The 17,046-nt window shown below is 42.3% G+C and carries 11 protein-coding genes and 1 pseudogene; 7 read left to right on the top strand and 5 right to left on the bottom strand.

Translation table 11 applies throughout. The annotated features are described in order from the left end of the window. Positions 1 to 46 precede the first annotated feature (46 nt). Together AC5JQI_RS07120 and rlmKL are read right to left on the bottom strand one after the other, a co-directional pair. The gene (locus AC5JQI_RS07120) at positions 47 to 1,957 is read right to left on the bottom strand and encodes an ABC transporter ATP-binding protein (protein ID WP_493914201.1); all 1,911 of its coding nucleotides are present in this window, start codon (positions 1,955 to 1,957) and stop codon (positions 47 to 49) included. A gap of 4 nt (positions 1,958 to 1,961) precedes the next feature. Continuing rightward, positions 1,962 to 4,097 (bottom strand): bifunctional 23S rRNA (guanine(2069)-N(7))-methyltransferase RlmK/23S rRNA (guanine(2445)-N(2))-methyltransferase RlmL, encoded by a 2,136-nt coding sequence (gene rlmKL, locus AC5JQI_RS07115; RefSeq protein WP_493914200.1) that lies wholly within the window; start codon positions 4,095 to 4,097, stop codon positions 1,962 to 1,964. Between the two features lie 119 nt (positions 4,098 to 4,216). Between rlmKL and AC5JQI_RS07110 the strand changes: the two genes are divergently transcribed. Further along, a complete protein-coding gene (locus AC5JQI_RS07110) occupies positions 4,217 to 5,329 on the top strand; it encodes a YcbX family protein (RefSeq protein ID WP_493914199.1) in 1,113 nt (370 codons plus the stop codon). A 210-nt stretch (positions 5,330 to 5,539) separates the two neighbouring features. Here AC5JQI_RS07110 and AC5JQI_RS07105 read toward each other — a convergent pair whose 3' ends face one another. The 3 genes from AC5JQI_RS07105 to pepN form a co-directional block, all read right to left on the bottom strand. Beyond that, positions 5,540 to 6,091, bottom strand: a complete 552-nt coding sequence (locus AC5JQI_RS07105; protein ID WP_237385240.1) for a cell division protein ZapC — start codon at positions 6,089 to 6,091, stop codon at positions 5,540 to 5,542. 158 nt (positions 6,092 to 6,249) lie between these two features. Next, entirely contained in the window at positions 6,250 to 7,260 is a 1,011-nt protein-coding gene (pyrD, locus tag AC5JQI_RS07100; protein ID WP_493914198.1) for a quinone-dependent dihydroorotate dehydrogenase, read from the bottom strand. Between the two features lie 390 nt (positions 7,261 to 7,650). Next, complete coding sequence (gene pepN / locus AC5JQI_RS07095; protein ID WP_493914197.1) at positions 7,651 to 10,269, bottom strand: aminopeptidase N; 2,619 nt, start codon at positions 10,267 to 10,269, stop codon at positions 7,651 to 7,653. A 401-nt stretch (positions 10,270 to 10,670) separates the two neighbouring features. Between pepN and pncB the strand changes: the two genes are divergently transcribed. From pncB to AC5JQI_RS07065, 6 genes and pseudogenes are all read left to right on the top strand, one after another. Next, positions 10,671 to 11,885, top strand: coding sequence for a nicotinate phosphoribosyltransferase (pncB, locus tag AC5JQI_RS07090; protein WP_493914196.1), 1,215 nt, complete (start codon positions 10,671 to 10,673; stop codon positions 11,883 to 11,885). Between the two features lie 207 nt (positions 11,886 to 12,092). Next, a complete protein-coding gene (gene asnS, locus AC5JQI_RS07085) occupies positions 12,093 to 13,493 on the top strand; it encodes an asparagine--tRNA ligase (RefSeq protein WP_493914195.1) in 1,401 nt (466 codons plus the stop codon). 307 nt (positions 13,494 to 13,800) lie between these two features. After that, a complete protein-coding gene (locus AC5JQI_RS07080) occupies positions 13,801 to 14,919 on the top strand; it encodes a porin (RefSeq protein ID WP_493914194.1) in 1,119 nt (372 codons plus the stop codon). Positions 14,920 to 15,161: 242 nt separating this feature from the next. Continuing rightward, positions 15,162 to 16,352: an amino acid aminotransferase gene (locus AC5JQI_RS07075; RefSeq protein WP_493914193.1), complete on the top strand. Its 1,191-nt coding sequence runs from the start codon at positions 15,162 to 15,164 to the stop codon at positions 16,350 to 16,352. 89 nt (positions 16,353 to 16,441) lie between these two features. Then, complete coding sequence (locus tag AC5JQI_RS07070; RefSeq protein ID WP_493914093.1) at positions 16,442 to 16,726, top strand: transposase; 285 nt, start codon at positions 16,442 to 16,444, stop codon at positions 16,724 to 16,726. Between the two features lie 4 nt (positions 16,727 to 16,730). Continuing rightward, positions 16,731 to 17,030: pseudogene (locus tag AC5JQI_RS07065) on the top strand (IS3 family transposase); the annotation flags it as partial. Between the last annotated feature and the right edge of the window lie 16 nt (positions 17,031 to 17,046).

Here is a 17,046-nt window from a genome sequence, read left to right as displayed (position 1 = left end):
GTTTCTCCTTTAGCAAAATCCACAAGTCTCTTTTATGCGGTAGCTATCATCCGTTTTTCATCATTTCCAGTTCTTGCCAACGATCAAAAGCCTTTTCTAACTCTTGTTCTTTATTTGCCAATTCATTCAGAACATTTTGTGTGATTTCATGTGATTGGTTGAAGAACTCAGCGTCACTGACCTGAGATTGTAATTTCTCTATCTCTTCTTCTAACTTTTCCAATAATGATGGTAGTTGCTCTAACTCGCGCAGTAAATGGTAACTTATCTTATTGTTTGTCCGTTTAGCTGTTTCTTTCGGTTTTACAGCCTTAGGCTCAACACTGGCTTTTTTTTCTGAAACCTGACGCAAAGAAACAGTCTGTTCCCGCTGCTGCTGTGCATCGTAATAGCCACCTACATAATTGTTGATTTCACCATTACCCTCAAAAATCCAGCATTCAGTCACTGAATTATCAACAAATTGGCGATCATGGCTGACTAAAATCACTGTTCCAGTATAACTATCAACCAATTCTTCAAGTAATTCCAATGTTTCAACATCAAGATCATTGGTAGGTTCATCGAGAATGAGCAAATTGCTTGGTTTCAAGAACAGGCGCGCCAACAACAGACGATTACGTTCACCACCAGACAATGCCCGCACAGGTGTCATTGCACGTTTCGGATGAAAAAGGAAATCTTGCAAATAGCCCAGTACGTGACGGGGACGCCCGTTGACCATCACTTCCTGCTTACCTTCTGCAAGATTATCTATAACGGTTCTATCAGGATCTAATGCTGCACGATGCTGATCAAAGTAAGCAATTTCAAGTTTTGTGCCACAATGAATGCGCCCGCTGTCTGCTGTCAGGTCGCCCAGCATCAGCTGCAACAATGTTGTTTTTCCGCAACCATTTGGCCCCACCAGCGCAATTTTGTCACCACGTTGTACTTGAGCAGAGAAATTTTTAATCAATGTCTTATCACCAATCCGGTGATTTACATTTTCCATTTCAAACACAATCTTACCGGAGCGAGTTGCTTCTTCGACCTGCATTTTGGCCGCTCCCGTGACATTGCGGCGTTCAGTTCGTTCTACACGCAACGCTTTCAAAGCCCTTACCCGCCCTTCATTACGAGTACGCCGTGCTTTAATACCTTGACGTATCCAAACTTCTTCCTGAGCCAGTTTTTTGTCAAATTCGGCATTTTGCATTTCTTCAACCCGCAATGCCTCCTCTTTGCCTTCGAGGTATTTATCGTAATTCCCCGGCCATGATGTCAATTTCCCTCGATCTAAATCGATGATACGTGTCGCCATGTTGTGGATGAATGAACGGTCATGGGAAATAAAAACAAGGCTACCATTGAAGTTCTTCAAGAAATTTTCCAACCATTCGATAGTGTCGATATCAAGGTGGTTGGTGGGTTCATCAAGAAACAAAACTCTTGGTGCGCATACTAATGCCCTGCCCAATGCCGCTTTGCGTAACCAGCCGCCGGACAGTGAAGAGAGTTTTGCTTCTGCTGGCAATGACAATTGCTTCAATACGTCATTAATCCGGCCATCCAGTGTCCAAAGGCCACGGATATCCAATACTTCCTGCAATTGCGCAAGATAATTGAGATTTTTCTCACTCGGATCTGTTTCCACCAAACGTGAAGTGTGATGAAAAGCTTTAATATATTCAGCCTGTTCTTTTACCCCTTCCGCGACAAAATCAAATACAGTACCTTCGATATCACGCGGAGGATCTTGCTGTAAGCGTGCAACAACCAGATCCTGCTCATAAATAACAGATCCATCATCCAACAGCTGTTCTTTCGCCAGCACACGCAAGAGTGTGGATTTTCCCGCACCATTACGCCCAACCAAACAGACCCTTTCGTTTTCTTCAATATGCAGTTCAGCATGATCCAGTAATGGCGCATCACTGAAGGCCAACCAAGCACCGGATAAACTAATCAATGACATAATATTATTTTTCCTCGCCAGCGTGACGAAGCAACCAGCAGTTATGAATCTGACGGTTACGAATGAAATCCTGAGATAATGTTTTTTCTGTTATTTCTTCTGCAACCAATCCTAATGCCTCTAATTCAGCAAGATCCATTTTGAAACCCCGCTTATTATTAGAGAACATCAGGGTTCCACCACGACGTAATAAACGTTTTAGTTGCTTCATTAATACAATATGATCACGCTGAACATCAAAAGTGTCTTCCATTCTCTTTGAATTGGAGAATGTTGGTGGATCAATAAAGATCACATCAAATTGTTCACGGGTCTGGGTCAGCCATCCCAGGCAATCAGCCTGAATTAAACGGTGCTGACGACCCGTTAAACCATTCACCTGTAAATTTTTCTCTGCCCATTCAAGGTAAGTTCGCGACATATCTACTGTGGTTGTCGAACGCGCTCCACCCAATCCTGCATGAACAGTTGCCGAACCGGTATAGGCAAATAAATTGAGGAAGTCCTTGCCTTGGCTCATTTCACCCAATTTTCTGCGGGCAATGCGGTGATCAAGAAATAGCCCTGTATCCAGATAATCGGTCAGGTTAACCCAGAATTTCGCCCCATATTCGTTTACCAAAAAGTATTCTTTCTTTTCGGCCATTTTTTCATATTGGCTCTTGCCTTTCTGACGCTGGCGGGTTTTCAGGATAAGTTGATTGGATGATAAGCCCAGCACATTCATTGTTGCACTGATTATATCAAACAAACGCTGGCGAGCTTTATTGACATCCACAGACTTTGGTGGCGCATATTCTTGAACAATCACTTTGTCCGCATAGCGATCAACAGCAACATTGTATTCTGGTAAATCCGCATCATATAAGCGATAACAATCAATACCCTGCTGTTTAGCCCACTTACTGATTTTTTTCTCATTTTTTCGGAGGCGGTTGGCATAATCTTCAGCAATATCGATATTCAATAACTGAGATTTATCTGACTGCTGTTCGTTTTTCTGAATAGAATAATTCTTTTGAACACAATCCAGCGGTCCATTTTTAGCCTTAAATTCGCGCTCTGCTCGCAATTGCAAACAGCTCAACAGTTCTGGCGAAGCACTGAACAGTGATAATCTCCAACCAGAAAAACGACTTTTCATCACACGGCCAAATATACTGTGCAGTGCAATCAGTGCAGGTTCACTTTCAAGACGCTCACCATAAGGTGGGTTACTTAATACAGTTCCCGATATACCTTCCTGCACTGGATTTTCCAGTTTGCTTGCATCTCCCTGTTGGAATTGGATCAGCTGGGCAACGCCCGCTCTGCGCGCATTTGAACGCGCCATATCCATCACGCGACGATCAATATCTGCGCCGAAAAAGCGGGATGTTGTTTCTTGTAACCCTTTACGGAAGCGTACTTGTGCTTCTGTAGTGATTTCGCGCCAGATAGCTTCATCGAATTTTAGCCATGATTTGAAGCCCCAATGTGTACGATGCAAGCCGGGTGCACAATCTGCGGCCATCATCGCTGCTTCTATTAACAACGTTCCTGAGCCACACATAGGATCAACCATTGGCGTTCCGATGCTCCAGCCAGAGCGTAAAATAACCGCCGCAGCCAGATTTTCTTTCAGTGGTGCCTGCCCCGCCAGATCACGATAGCCACGGATATGCAGGCTATCTCCACTCAAATCGAGTGAGACAGTTGCTTTTTCTTTATTCAAAAAGACATTCACACGGATATCAGGTTGTTGTTTGGCAACATCAGGGCGTTGTTTTATTTTGCGTACAAAGCTATCAACAATGGCATCTTTTACTTTGAGTGCGCCATATTGTGTATTTCTGATTTCTTCATTTGTGCCACTGAAATGCACGGAAAACGTGCTATCAACTGAAAAAATTTCACTCCAGTCAATGGATTGGACACCAAGATATAAATCCAGATCACTATAAACCTTGAATTCATTGAGTGGCATCATGATACGGGATGCCAGTCTGCTCCATAGCAGGCTTTTATACATCACCCGCTCATCACCCTGAAAATGAACCCCGCCTTGGGCAATCTTACAGGATTGCGCTCCCAGCATTTCCAGTTCGTTTTTTAACAGTTCTTCCAGCCCACGTGCCGTGCTGGCAAAGAGAGAGTTCATATTATTAATCACCAAAAAAAGTCTACCGCCAAAAAATTGTGACACATTATAGCCAATACCAGCGACATGTCATAAAGTTGCTGACACGATTAAAAATAAAAATATTCTGGAGATAATGAATGTTAACGATGTCACGCCTTTATACCTACCCCATCAAGTCCATGCGGGGATTACAACTCTCACATTCCCTCGTTAATGAGAGCGGCCTTACATTTGATCGCAATTTTATGATAACCACAACAGACGGTACTTTTATTACTGGCCGCCAATACCCACAAATGCTGCTATTTACTCCGATGATGCTCAATAACGGCCTATACTTACAGGCACCAAACGGAGAAAGTGCAACGGTGCTTTACACCGATTTTAAGGAAGAGCAGTCTCCCACCGAAGTTTGGGGCAATCATTTTACTGCCTTAGTCGCTCCTGATTCGGTAAATATCTGGCTGAGTCATTTTTTTGATAGGCCAGTTCAACTTCGTTGGCTCAGTGAAGAATTAACTCGTCGGGTAAATAAGTTTCCTGATATCCCATTATCATTCGCAGATGGCTTTCCTTATTTAATTATCAATGACGCTTCTTTTCATGCCTTACAACAACGCTGCCCCGCCAGTATTAAAATAGAACAGTTCCGTGCCAATATAATTGTCACAGGTGCTGCTCCTTTCGAAGAGGACAGTTGGCAGGTCATTCAGATAGGCGATATTATTTTCGATCTGCCAAAACCATGTAGCCGCTGTATCTTAACAACGGTCAGTCCAGAAAGAGGCCGTAAAAATCCGCAAGGTGAGCCATTGGCAACACTAAGATCTTTCAGAACTGCGGAAGAGGATGGTGCCGTCGATTTTGGACAAAATGCGATTGCCCGCAACAGTGGCATTATTCGTGTTGGTGATCGTATAACCGTTTTGGAAAAGAAAACTCCACGCAAATATGGCATGGGTGAGCAAGAGAAAGATTTAAATATACAGAAAACAATGGAACAGACTGTTGCTATTGAATTCAACGGTCATCATTTTATTGGAAATAATCAGCAAATCATTTTAGAGCAACTCGAGAATCAAGGTATTAAGATCCCTTATTCATGCCGTGCCGGAATTTGTGGTTCCTGTAAGATATCCTTGATTCAAGGTGATGTACTACCACTAAAATCAACAGCTATCAAAGAAAACAGACAGATTCTTGCGTGTAGCTGCATCCCAAAAAATGATTTAGTTATTGAATTAAACTAAGCATTAATAATACATAACAATAATATTTCCATTTTAATCAGACAGTATCGATAAAATCAGCTGTCTGATTTCCATATCGGTCTATTGTTAATTTTTAGTGATTTTTTAAACAGGCGAATACCCTAGAATAAAAAAAATTCAGTTGAGCAGTGTTATAAATATACTTGATAATCCGCATTATGGAATTATGGGTATATTGGCTAAATGATATTAAATCGCCCGACCGTATATAGACACGGGACTTGTTTCGATATAAGGCATCAAACGATCATTCATTACTTTAATAGGGTCACAAAAACTCATCACTCGATCATTCAACTCTAATGTTTGTTGCGCCAATAGACATACGCTGGCGTTGTCGCCGACTTCAGCCACCATAAAGAGCACCTCGGAACCACTCTCCTGTAAACGAGCCTGAACAATTTCTCCATGTTCCGGTTTTTCTATTAAAGAAAAACTGGAGAAATACCAACTTTTAGGCATTTGTGGTTTTATAAAACGAAATGCAACCACCCCATTCAGGGATAACTCAGCCCTGAGTGCTGGTGCAAGATTAATACGGCGTGAATGCTCTTCAAAAGCATAATAAAGTGCCGCATCATCGACAGAGAAAGACATTTCTTTCATTGTCGTAGCATAATCGGTCAACATTTTGGCGGGAAAACAAGAACGAAAAACCATGCCATTAGCAAGATCGAGCATAACCCGATTATGCTCAGGGTCAAAATACCAGCGCCACTGATCATCAGGTCTGATTTTCATTGATTACCCTTTTATGCTCAAGATAGCTTTTTTATTAAAAATAGACATCACCAGAGAAATAACAAAACAAGAAAAATGATAAAAATTTAATCTATCAGATAAAATATAGACGAGTTGGGGGCAGAAATAAACCCCCAACCCAAAAATGCGGCAAATAATCAGATATGATTGACAATATCTTTGATTAGTTTTGGTCCTTTATAAATAAAACCAGAATATATTTGAACCAATGAAGCACCAGCTTCCATTTTTTCTCTCGCAGAAACAAGTGAATCAATTCCGCCAACACCAATAATCGGTATTTTGCCTTTTAACTCCTGAGAAAGACGGCGAATAATTTCTGTGCTGTGTAATTGAACAGGACGACCACTTAATCCTCCTGCTTGCTGGCAGTGATTCAATCCTTCGATAATTGTTCTATCCAATGTAGTATTAGTCGCGATAACCCCATCAATATGATGACGCATTAAACTATCAGCGATTTTGACTAATTCATCTTCGGAAAGATCAGGAGAAATTTTTACTGCAACTGGAACATACTTTTGGAACTTCTGTTGAAGTTCACTTTGCTTATTTTTAATCTCAGATAAGAGATCATTCAGGGCATCACCGTACTGCAATGTTCTCAGACCCGGGGTATTCGGAGAAGAAATATTGATAGTGATATAGCCTGCATGAGGATAAACTTTATCCATGCAAATTAAATAATCATCTTTTCCATTTTCAACCGGAGTATCTTTATTTTTACCAATATTGATACCGATAATACCGTCATATTTTGCTCGTTTGACATTCTCAACCAGATTATCCACACCAAGGTTATTAAACCCCATCCGGTTGATAATTCCTTCTGCTTCGACGACACGAAATAATCTTGGTTTATCATTTCCAATTTGCGGACGCGGCGTTACCGTACCAATTTCAACAAAACCAAAGCCCATCGCACCAAAGGCATCAATGCACTCGCCATTTTTATCAAGGCCGGCAGCTAAGCCAAGTGGATTTTTAAAAGATAACCCCATGCAAGTAACGGGCTTAGTGGCAACTGATTGGCGGATAAGAAATTCGAAAGGAGTACCGATAATGCGTTTAAGCTGGCGGAAAGTTAACTCGTGGGCCTGTTCCGGATCAAGCCGGAACAATGCCTTCCGTACTAAAGAATAACACATTTAGATTAACCTATTGTTTTTATGCAGAAATTGTCAATTCTATATTTTAAGTTATGCACAATTCCATACATATATAGTTGCTACTTTGTCATGAAAGGAAAAGGCCATTAATTTACCATCATATGAGTAAACAAAAAAGCCCTCTCCACCAGCAGATAAAAAGCATACTATTCAAATAGTTCTATCTGATTCGGATATACACCCAATGAATTTCAAGATGCAGCGCGACGATAAGGGAGCGACAAATTCGTCGGGCCAGCTAAAGTCTGGCCTCCGGTGAGAGGCAGGAGCCTCTCATTAATCCCCGGAAGCAATGTGTAAACGTTGTCTGGATAGGATTTTTCTATGGTCTTGATCCCCTTCGGCAACAACCGAAGAGGATATTACAAATTAACTTTCAAGTGCCTTGGTAACTTTTTCGAACAGATCACCAGACAGGTTTTCCAGTTCTTTCAACTGTTCTAATGCGGAACGCATCAAAGCCTGACGTTTCTCATCATAACGTTTCAGACGAAGCAGTGGGTCAATTAAACTTGATGCAACTTGCGGATTCCGGCTATTCAAATCTGTCAGAACTTCTACCAAGAATTGGTAACCGCTACCATCTTCAGTATGAAAAGCCATTGGATTGCTGATAAAGAATGTTCTCAACAGTGAATAAACACGGTTTGGATTACTCAAACTGAAAGAACGGTGCTGCATCAGGCCACGTACTTTATCAAGTGCGTCGAAGACCGGATTAGTAGCCTGAAGCCTGAACCATTTATCCATGACCAAGCCATCCTGATGCCAGCGCTGATCAAACTCATCCATTAATTGATAGCTGCAAGGCAATTCAGCAAACACAGCCGCAGACAGTGCCGCGATGGTATCAGTCATGTTATCAGCCTGATAATACTGTGCAGCTACTAATTTATCAGCCTGTTCTTTATCATCAATAAAGGCCAGATAATAGAGGCAAGTATTCCGTAAGTCGCGTTTCGCAATATCCTGATGATCCACACGATATGTGCCAACATGAAGACTACGATAAACCGCTGCAAACTCATCTGCCATTTCATTAGCCAGCGTCCGTGTCATTACACCAAGGACATCATGGATAGCTTTAGGATCAACAATGGTAAACAGTTCTGCCATTTCATTTTCAGATGGCAGAGTTAAGATCAATGCCGCTAATGCCGGATCGATATTTTTATTCAGCAATACCGCACGGAAAGCATCAATAACATGCATTGGTAATTCCAATGGCTGGGATTTTTGATGGCGGACAACATTCAGTTTCACATAATTAGTGAGTAATGCCTGCGCAACATCCCAACGCGAGAATTCATTACGTGCATGTTTCATCAGGAATGAAAGTTGCTCATCACTGTACTGATAATTCAGTTTGACTGGTGCGGAGAATTCACGCAGTAAAGACGGAACCGGCTGTGATGGCACATTATCAAATACAAATGATTGCTCTGCATTGATGACATTCAGGACATGATGCACTGGTTGACCATCACGACGCAGCGGAATGACATTTCCATTTTCATTATAAAGCTCAATGTCCAGAGGAATGTGCAACGGTTGTTTTTCTTTCTGATCTGTTGTTGGTGGTGTCATTTGACTAACGTGTAAAACGTATTGCTGTTTTTCTGCATTGTATTCGTCACGGATAGTCAGCACTGGAGTCCCGGATTGGCTATACCAGCGGCGGAACAGTGTCAAATCGACATTTGAAGCATCTTCCATTGCCTGAACAAAATCATCACAGGTTGCCGCACTGCCATCGTGACGATGAATATAAAGCTGCATACCCGCCTGAAATTGTTCTTCACCCAATAAAGTATGGATCATCCGGATGACTTCTGAACCTTTTTCATAGACAGTACGCGTATAGAAATTATTCATTTCCATCACTTGGTCGGGACGGATCGGGTGAGCCATCGGGCTGGCATCTTCCGCAAATTGGGCAGCGCGCATAAGGCGCACGTTATCGATTCGATTAACAGAACGTGAACCCAAATCAGAACTGAATTCTTGATCACGGAATACGGTCAGACCTTCTTTCAGGCTTAACTGGAACCAATCACGGCATGTAATGCGGTTTCCTGTCCAGTTATGGAAATATTCATGACCAATCACAGCTTCAATGGCAAGATAATCCTTATCTGTTGCTGTTTCTGTTTTTGCCAAAACATATTTGGAATTGAAGACGTTCAGCCCCTTGTTCTCCATTGCTCCCATATTGAAGAAATCAACGGCAACAATCATATAGATATCAAGGTCGTACTCCAATCCAAAACGAGTTTCATCCCATTTCATCGAATTTTTCAAAGACGTCATGGCCCAGTCCGCACGATCTAAATTGCCGCGATCCACAAACAGTTCCAGTGCAACTTCACGACCACTGCGAGTAACAAAAGTATCATGCAGAACATCAAAATCCCCCGCAACCAATGCAAACAAATAGGCTGGTTTTGGGAAGGGATCCTGCCATTTCACCCAATGGCGGCCATCATTCAATTCACCCTGCTCAATTCGGTTACCATTGGAGAGCAAGAATGGGTATTGGGATTTATCCGCTGTAATGCGGGTAGTAAAACGGGCCAGAACATCCGGACGATCCAAATAATAAGTAATATGGCGGAATCCTTCGGGCTCACATTGGGTACATAAGGCATCTCCAGATACATACAGCCCCTCAAGTGCTGTATTTGCCGATGGGTTGATTTCATTCACAATCTTCAACGTACATTGGGCCGGAAGTTGTTCAATCAGTAACTTTCCATCCTGTTCCTGATAATGCGCCCACGATTTGTCATCTATATGGATACTTTTTAATGTAAGATTTTCTCCATCCAGAATCAGGGGGGTAATATCATTAGCCAAACGCTTTATCTGACTGATTGCCGTCACCGTTGTTTTATTTGCATCCAGATCAAAATCGAGATCAATGTCGGTAATTGTGTAATCTGGTGCTTGATAATCCAGACGGCGTTTAACAAGTCGGTGTTGTGTCATAGGGAACCTTTTCCATTACTTTTAACAGGCACATTCGATAACATTTATATAACCTTGGTTGCAAAGCGCCTAGCGCATTATGTTTCCATAGAAACATTCCAAGCGCTAACGCTGCCATAGAGAGACAACCCTTTCAATCATTAAGTTTCTTTTTTTGAATGTTAATAATTTATTAATTAAAAGAATGAATGATGTAACCAACATATTGGTACTTTCGTGCTAATTGTCATCTCATATCTCATTTAACATGATATTATCTATAAATGGATTAACCTTAATCTTTAGACTTGGGAAAATATATGCTGTTATGTGGCTTCAATAACCCAATAATCACTGTATACTCTCCCAACTTTATCGATTTAGCAGACACGAATACGCTCCGCGAGGATGCCTGACGCGCCATGACTTTAGACGCTACCCCGATTATCAAATCACTGCTTGATACTGACGCTTATAAATTTCATATGCAGCAAGCAGTGTATCACCATTACAACAATATTCCTGTTGTTGCAGAATTTCGTTGCCGTGGTGATGAATTGCTCGGAGAATACGCCGAGATGTTGCGCCATCAAATTAATATGATGGCTGATTTAACACTGACAGAACGTGAAGCCGATTATCTTTCCCGCCTTCCGTTCTTTAAAGAGGATTACCTAAACTGGTGCAAAACATTCCGCTTTAACCCTAAACAAGTGGAAGTCTCCGTTACCGATGAAGGGCAATTGGCCATCCGCATTTCCGGTTTGTGGCACGAGGTTATCCTGTGGGAAGTGCCTCTACTTGCACTGATCAGCGAATTGGTTCATCGCCATCACTCGCCTGAAATAACACCAGAAGATGCCGTCATTCAGCTTAGAAAGCTTATTGAGCTGTTTCATAAAGACGCAGCGGAAGAAAATATCGATCTATCTGGTTTCAAGTTAATGGATTTTGGTACTCGCCGTCGTTTTTCACACGAAGTGCAATACGCTATTATCAATGAACTGAAAAATAATTTCCCTTATTTGATCGGAACCAGTAATTACCAACTGGCAGAACAGCTTGACCTCCCTCCTCTTGGCACACAAGCTCATGAATGGTTCCAAGCTCATCAGCAAATTAGCCCAGAACTTGCCAATAGTCAGCGGGCAGCACTGCAAACATGGCTGAATGAATATCCAAACCAATTAGGCATAGCCCTGACAGACTGTATCACCATGGATGCTTTCCTGCGAGACTTTGACAAACCATTAGCGACCGCTTACCAAGGTTTGCGCCATGATTCCGGTGATCCTATTAAGTGGGGTGAAAAAGCCATAGCACATTACCAGTCACTGGGCATCGATCCGATGACGAAAACATTAGTGTTCTCTGACAGTCTGGATCTGCAAAAAGCACTGGCGCTGTACCACCATTTCCATAAGAGAATCAATGTGATTTTCGGTATTGGTACTCGGTTGACCTGCAATATTCCGGGGGTAAAACCACTGAATATAGTGATCAAACTCGTCGAATGTAATGGCAAGCCGGTGGCAAAACTTTCTGATAGTCCCGGAAAGACCATCTGTGAAGATGATGAGTTTGTCGATAGGTTACGTCGGGCATTTGACATTCCCTATATAGAAAAAGCAGTATAATTCCGCTGTTTGCCCTTGACATAACCAGCTTTAATGCTGGTTATGTCAATAAAAAACACCTTTTCCCTGTATTTCCTCGTTAAGACTCGCAATTTCTTCTTGTTTCCTGAGAGATGGCAAGTAAGATAGAAGATCTGCCCCTAATGGGGGGCATTTATGGTAAATCTAAAATCTATCTAATTCACTTAATAAAGAAGAGAGAAATTTATGAGCGTAGCGCCTGTAGTCGATGTACTGCAAGGCCGTGTTCCGGTTGACAGCGAAGTCACCGTTCGCGGTTGGGTACGTACAAGGAGAGATTCTAAAGCTGGTATCTCGTTCCTCGCCGTCTATGACGGTTCCTGCTTTAATCCATTACAGGCCGTCGTTAATAATAATTTACCTAATTATCAGGATGAAGTATTACATTTAACCACGGGCTGTTCTGTAGAAGTTACGGGAACAGTAGTCGCATCTCAGGGCAAGGGACAGTCTTTTGAACTGCAAGCGACTAAAATCGTTGTGGTTGGTATGGTTGATGATCCTGATACTTACCCAATGGCGGCTAAACGCCACAGTATTGAATACCTGCGTGAAGTGGCTCATCTTCGTCCACGTACCAACTTGATCGGTGCAGTTGCTCGTGTTCGTCATACACTGGCTCAAGCCCTGCATCGTTTCTTCCATGAAAAAGGCTTCTTCTGGGTATCATCCCCACTGATTACCGCATCAGATACAGAAGGTGCAGGTGAAATGTTCCGCGTTTCTACGTTAGATCTGCAAAACTTGCCACGTACGGATAAAGGCGAAGTGGATTTCAGCCAAGACTTCTTCGGCCGTGAAGCTTTCTTGACGGTATCCGGTCAGTTGAACGGTGAAGCCTATGCTTGTGCATTGAGTAATGTTTATACCTTCGGGCCAACTTTCCGTGCGGAAAACTCCAATACCAGCCGCCACTTGGCAGAGTTTTGGATGGTCGAACCTGAAGTCGCGTTTGCAGATCTGAATGATATCGCCAAACTTGCCGAAAATATGCTGAAATATGTCTTCAAAGCGGCATTGGAAGAACGTGCAGATGATCTGGCATTCTTTGCAGAACGTGTTGATAACGAAGTTATTACTCGTCTGGAGAAATTTGTTGATTCTGACTTTGTTCAGGTAGATTACACTGATGCAATAAAAATTCTGGAAAATTGCGGCCAGAAATTTGAGAACCCCGTTTTTTGGGGCGTGGATTTGGCATCAGAACATGAGCGTTATCTGGCAGAGAAACATTTTGAAGCGCCAGTGATCATGAAAAACTATCCAAAAGACATCAAAGCCTTCTATATGCGTATGAATGAAGACGGCAAAACTGTTGCTGCGATGGATGTTCTGGCTCCGGGAATCGGTGAAATCATCGGAGGCTCTCAGCGTGAAGAGCGTTTGGATATGCTGGATAAACGTCTGGAAGAGATGGAGCTGAATAAAGAAGATTACTGGTGGTATCGTGATCTGCGCCGTTACGGCACCGTTCCTCACTCTGGTTTCGGTTTAGGCTTCGAACGTTTAGTGGCTTATGTTACTGGAGTATCAAATGTTCGTGATGTTATTCCATTCCCACGGACGCCAAGAAACGCAAGTTTCTAATGAATCAGATCAAAAAATAATCTAAAATCAATCCTTCAAAAAGCCAGCGAAAGTTGGCTTTTTTCATTTTATTGCGAAAACTGCACGAAAAAAGTTCCCTGATATTTACATTTTGAAATATCTATTTTCACTTTGTTACTTATTTTGCACTTTTGTAGCATTTTGAGGGTAGATAAAATTCATTACCAATGGAACACTGATCGCCAATTAATAAGACACTCGATACCTACAAATAGTTCCAAAAATTTTTAGTGTTCTATTTTTGACAGTAACAAGTGTCTGGATAACACCAATGAGGGTAATAATAATGAAGCGCAATATTCTTGCAGTGGTAATCCCAGCTCTGCTGGTTGCTGGTACAGCAAACGCGGCTGAGATTTTTAACAAAGATGGCAACAAACTGGATCTGTACGGTAAAGTAGACGTTCGTCACCAAATCGCAGATAAAAGAAGCAGCGAAGACGGCGATGCTTCTTATGCTCGTATCGGCATCAAAGGCGAAACTCAGATCTCTGACCAACTGACTGGTTTCGGTCGTTGGGAATACAACCTGAAAGCTCATACTGAAGAAGGTAAACAAGATACTGCTACTCGTCTGGCTTTCGCTGGCTTGAAATTCGCTAACTACGGTTCATTGGATTACGGCCGTAATTACGGCGTAAACTACGACGTCAGCGCATGGACTGACGTACTGCCAATCTTTGGTGGTGATTCCATGGCTCACACTGACAACTACATGACTGGCCGTGCTACCGGCCTGCTGACATACCGTAACACTGATTTCTTCGGTCTGGTTGATGGTCTGAGCTTTGCTCTGCAATACCAAGGTCAGAACAGCGAGCGCACCAAAAATAAGCGTAGCGGTGCTACTGCAAATGGTGACGGTTATGGTTTGGCTACCACTTATGACGTAGGTTACGGTATCACTGTTGGTGGTTCTTACGCTAACTCTACTCGTGGCCATGACTGGGATACCACTGCTGCTCACGGTAAGCGTGCAGAAGCATGGAACATCGGTGCTAAATATGATGCTAACAACGTATATCTGGCAGCTATGTACGGTGAAACCCGTAATATGACTTCAGGCATTGGTGGAAATGTAAGCAGAAATAAAGCTTACCACTTCAATGGTATCGCCAATAAAACTCAGAACTTTGAACTGGTTGCACAATACCTGTTCTCTGATTTCGGCCTGAAGCCATCTCTGGCTTACGTTCAGTCTAAAGGTAAGGATCTGGAGCGTAACGACGGTGATAAAGGTTTCAACGCAGATCTGGTTAAATATGTTTCTGTAGGTTCTTACTACTACTTCAACAAAAACCTGTCTACCTATGTTGATTACAAAATCAACCTGCTGGACAAAAACGAAGGTGGCAATACAAACGCTCGCAACGTATTCGGTGTTGGCCTGACTTATCAGTTCTAATCACTGTTGATAAACTGTTTAGCTAAAAGCTAAACATATTTATCTCAGAAAAGCAGCGCTCCGGCGCTGCTTTTTACATTTTATTTTACTGTTTTTTCAGGCTCTTTTTCTCACTCCGTAAACTACTTCACAAGATTTTATTCTTTTTGCTACAAGTGGTTGGCAAATGTATTCCTTAAGGTTACTCTGAGCGGCGTATAACTTATTTTAGGCTTAACTCTCCGAGTCTTGGAATCAAAAAAATGTTTGAGAAAATCACAGCAGCGCCTGCCGATCCTATTCTTGGTTTAGCAGATAGCTTTAAAGCGGATCCACGTGAAAATAAAATTAACTTGGGTATCGGAGTCTACAAAGACGAAACAGGTAAAACTCCTGTTTTGACCACCGTTAAAAAAGCAGAGAAATTCCTGCTGGAAAACGAAACCACCAAAAATTATCTGGCAATTAGCGGATTACCTGAATTTGGCCGTGTCACTCAAGAACTGCTCTTTGGCAAATCCAGTCCTGTCGTAACTGATAAGCGTGCCCGTACTGTACAAAGCCCGGGCGGAACTGGCGCACTGCGCACTGCCGCTGATTTTATTGCTAAACAGACCAATGCAAAACGTGTCTGGATCAGCAACCCTACCTGGCCAAACCATAAAGGTGTTTTCGCCAGCGCTGGTTTAGAAATCCGCGAATACAATTATTACGATGCAGAAAAACATGCGCTGAATTTCGAAGGCATGCTAGCAAGCCTGTCTGAAGCACAAGCAGGTGATATTATTCTGTTGCACGGTTGCTGCCATAACCCGACCGGTATCGATCCAACACCTGAACAATGGCAAAAACTGGCTGATTTATCTGCTGCAAATGGTTGGTTGCCTGTATTTGACTTTGCTTACCAAGGTTTTGCCAAGGGATTAGATGAAGATGCAGAAGGTCTGCGCATTTTTACCAAGAATCATAATGAACTGATCGTTGCCAGCTCTTATTCCAAAAACTTCGGCCTGTATAATGAACGTGTTGGAGCCTGCACCATCGTTGCAACAAACAGCGATACCGCAGAAAAAGCATTCAGCCAAGCGAAGTCTATTGTTCGTACCAATTACTCTAACCCACCAGCACACGGTGCTTCCGTTGTTACAACAATTCTGTCCAACGATGATTTGAAAGCTGAGTGGATTCAGGAATTGGCAACAATGCGCGAACGTATTCAACGTATGCGCCAACTGTTTGTAAACACCTTGCAGGAAAAAGGTGCGAAGCAAGACTTCAGCTTTATTATTTCTCAAAATGGTATGTTCTCATTCAGCGGCCTGACTAAAGAACAGGTTGATCGTCTGCGTGAAGAGTTTGGTATTTACGCCGTTAGTTCTGGTCGTATCAATGTAGCGGGTTTAACACTGGAGAACATGGTTCCTCTGTGTGAAGCTATCGTTGCTGTACTCTAAATTTTATCTGAGTATTGATATATTATCTAAAAAGCCGCTGAAGTGAAGTGACCCCCAATAGTTGGACAACCAATGACTGGGGGTTTTTTATGTCTAAATATAGTCGTGAACTAAAAATCATGATTGCTAAACGATGTCTAGCAGGTAACGCATCGGATAAGCTATCAGCGGAATATTCAATCTCTTCTCGACAAATTCGATACTGGTCTCAAGTTGTTGCCATTCATGGTGATAACGCTTTTTTGCCAACGCCTCACTCTCTTTGTGCTACAACAAAACTCCATGCTTTGAAATTAATGTGGACAAATGATTGGTCTCTCACTCACACTAGCGCAGTTCTCAATTTAACGACCCCGGGTAGATGCTCACGCTAAGCCACTCATTCACAGTGATCAAGGTTGGCAATATCGACATAGGGCTTATCAAAAACAACTTGCTGATAAAGATATTAAGCAAAGTATGTCGAGGAAAGGGAACTGTTTGGATAATGCGATGGCCGAAAACTTTTTTGCCTTACTCAAAACAGAAATGTATCACCGACAGTACTTTAAAGATGCTGATGAACTGATTGAAAAGATAGAAGAATACATCGAATATTACAATACAAAACGGATTAAGGTGAAATTAAAAGGCCTAACTCCGATAGAATATCGAAATCAGGCCTTACATGCCGCTTAACTAAAATGTCCAACTT

Source organism: Xenorhabdus sp. XBWT, from assembly GCF_059072735.1.
Note: the sequence above shows the minus strand (reverse complement) of the source record. Positions and strands in the feature narration are given on the sequence as shown.

Bases quoted from the DNA above. Each gene is read 5' to 3' on its own strand.
- AC5JQI_RS07120 (WP_493914201.1), bottom strand. From the start codon at position 1,957: ATGTCATTGATTAGTTTATCCGGTGCTTGGTTGGCCTTCAGTGATGCG.
- rlmKL (WP_493914200.1), bottom strand. From the start codon at position 4,097: ATGAACTCTCTCTTTGCCAGCACGGCACGTGGGCTGGAAGAACTGTTA.
- AC5JQI_RS07110 (WP_493914199.1), top strand. From the start codon at position 4,217: ATGTTAACGATGTCACGCCTTTATACCTACCCCATCAAGTCCATGCGG.
- AC5JQI_RS07105 (WP_237385240.1), bottom strand. From the start codon at position 6,091: ATGAAAATCAGACCTGATGATCAGTGGCGCTGGTATTTTGACCCTGAG.
- pyrD (WP_493914198.1), bottom strand. From the start codon at position 7,260: ATGTGTTATTCTTTAGTACGGAAGGCATTGTTCCGGCTTGATCCGGAA.
- pepN (WP_493914197.1), bottom strand. From the start codon at position 10,269: ATGACACAACACCGACTTGTTAAACGCCGTCTGGATTATCAAGCACCA.
- pncB (WP_493914196.1), top strand. From the start codon at position 10,671: ATGACTTTAGACGCTACCCCGATTATCAAATCACTGCTTGATACTGAC.
- asnS (WP_493914195.1), top strand. From the start codon at position 12,093: ATGAGCGTAGCGCCTGTAGTCGATGTACTGCAAGGCCGTGTTCCGGTT.
- AC5JQI_RS07080 (WP_493914194.1), top strand. From the start codon at position 13,801: ATGAAGCGCAATATTCTTGCAGTGGTAATCCCAGCTCTGCTGGTTGCT.
- AC5JQI_RS07075 (WP_493914193.1), top strand. From the start codon at position 15,162: ATGTTTGAGAAAATCACAGCAGCGCCTGCCGATCCTATTCTTGGTTTA.
- AC5JQI_RS07070 (WP_493914093.1), top strand. From the start codon at position 16,442: ATGTCTAAATATAGTCGTGAACTAAAAATCATGATTGCTAAACGATGT.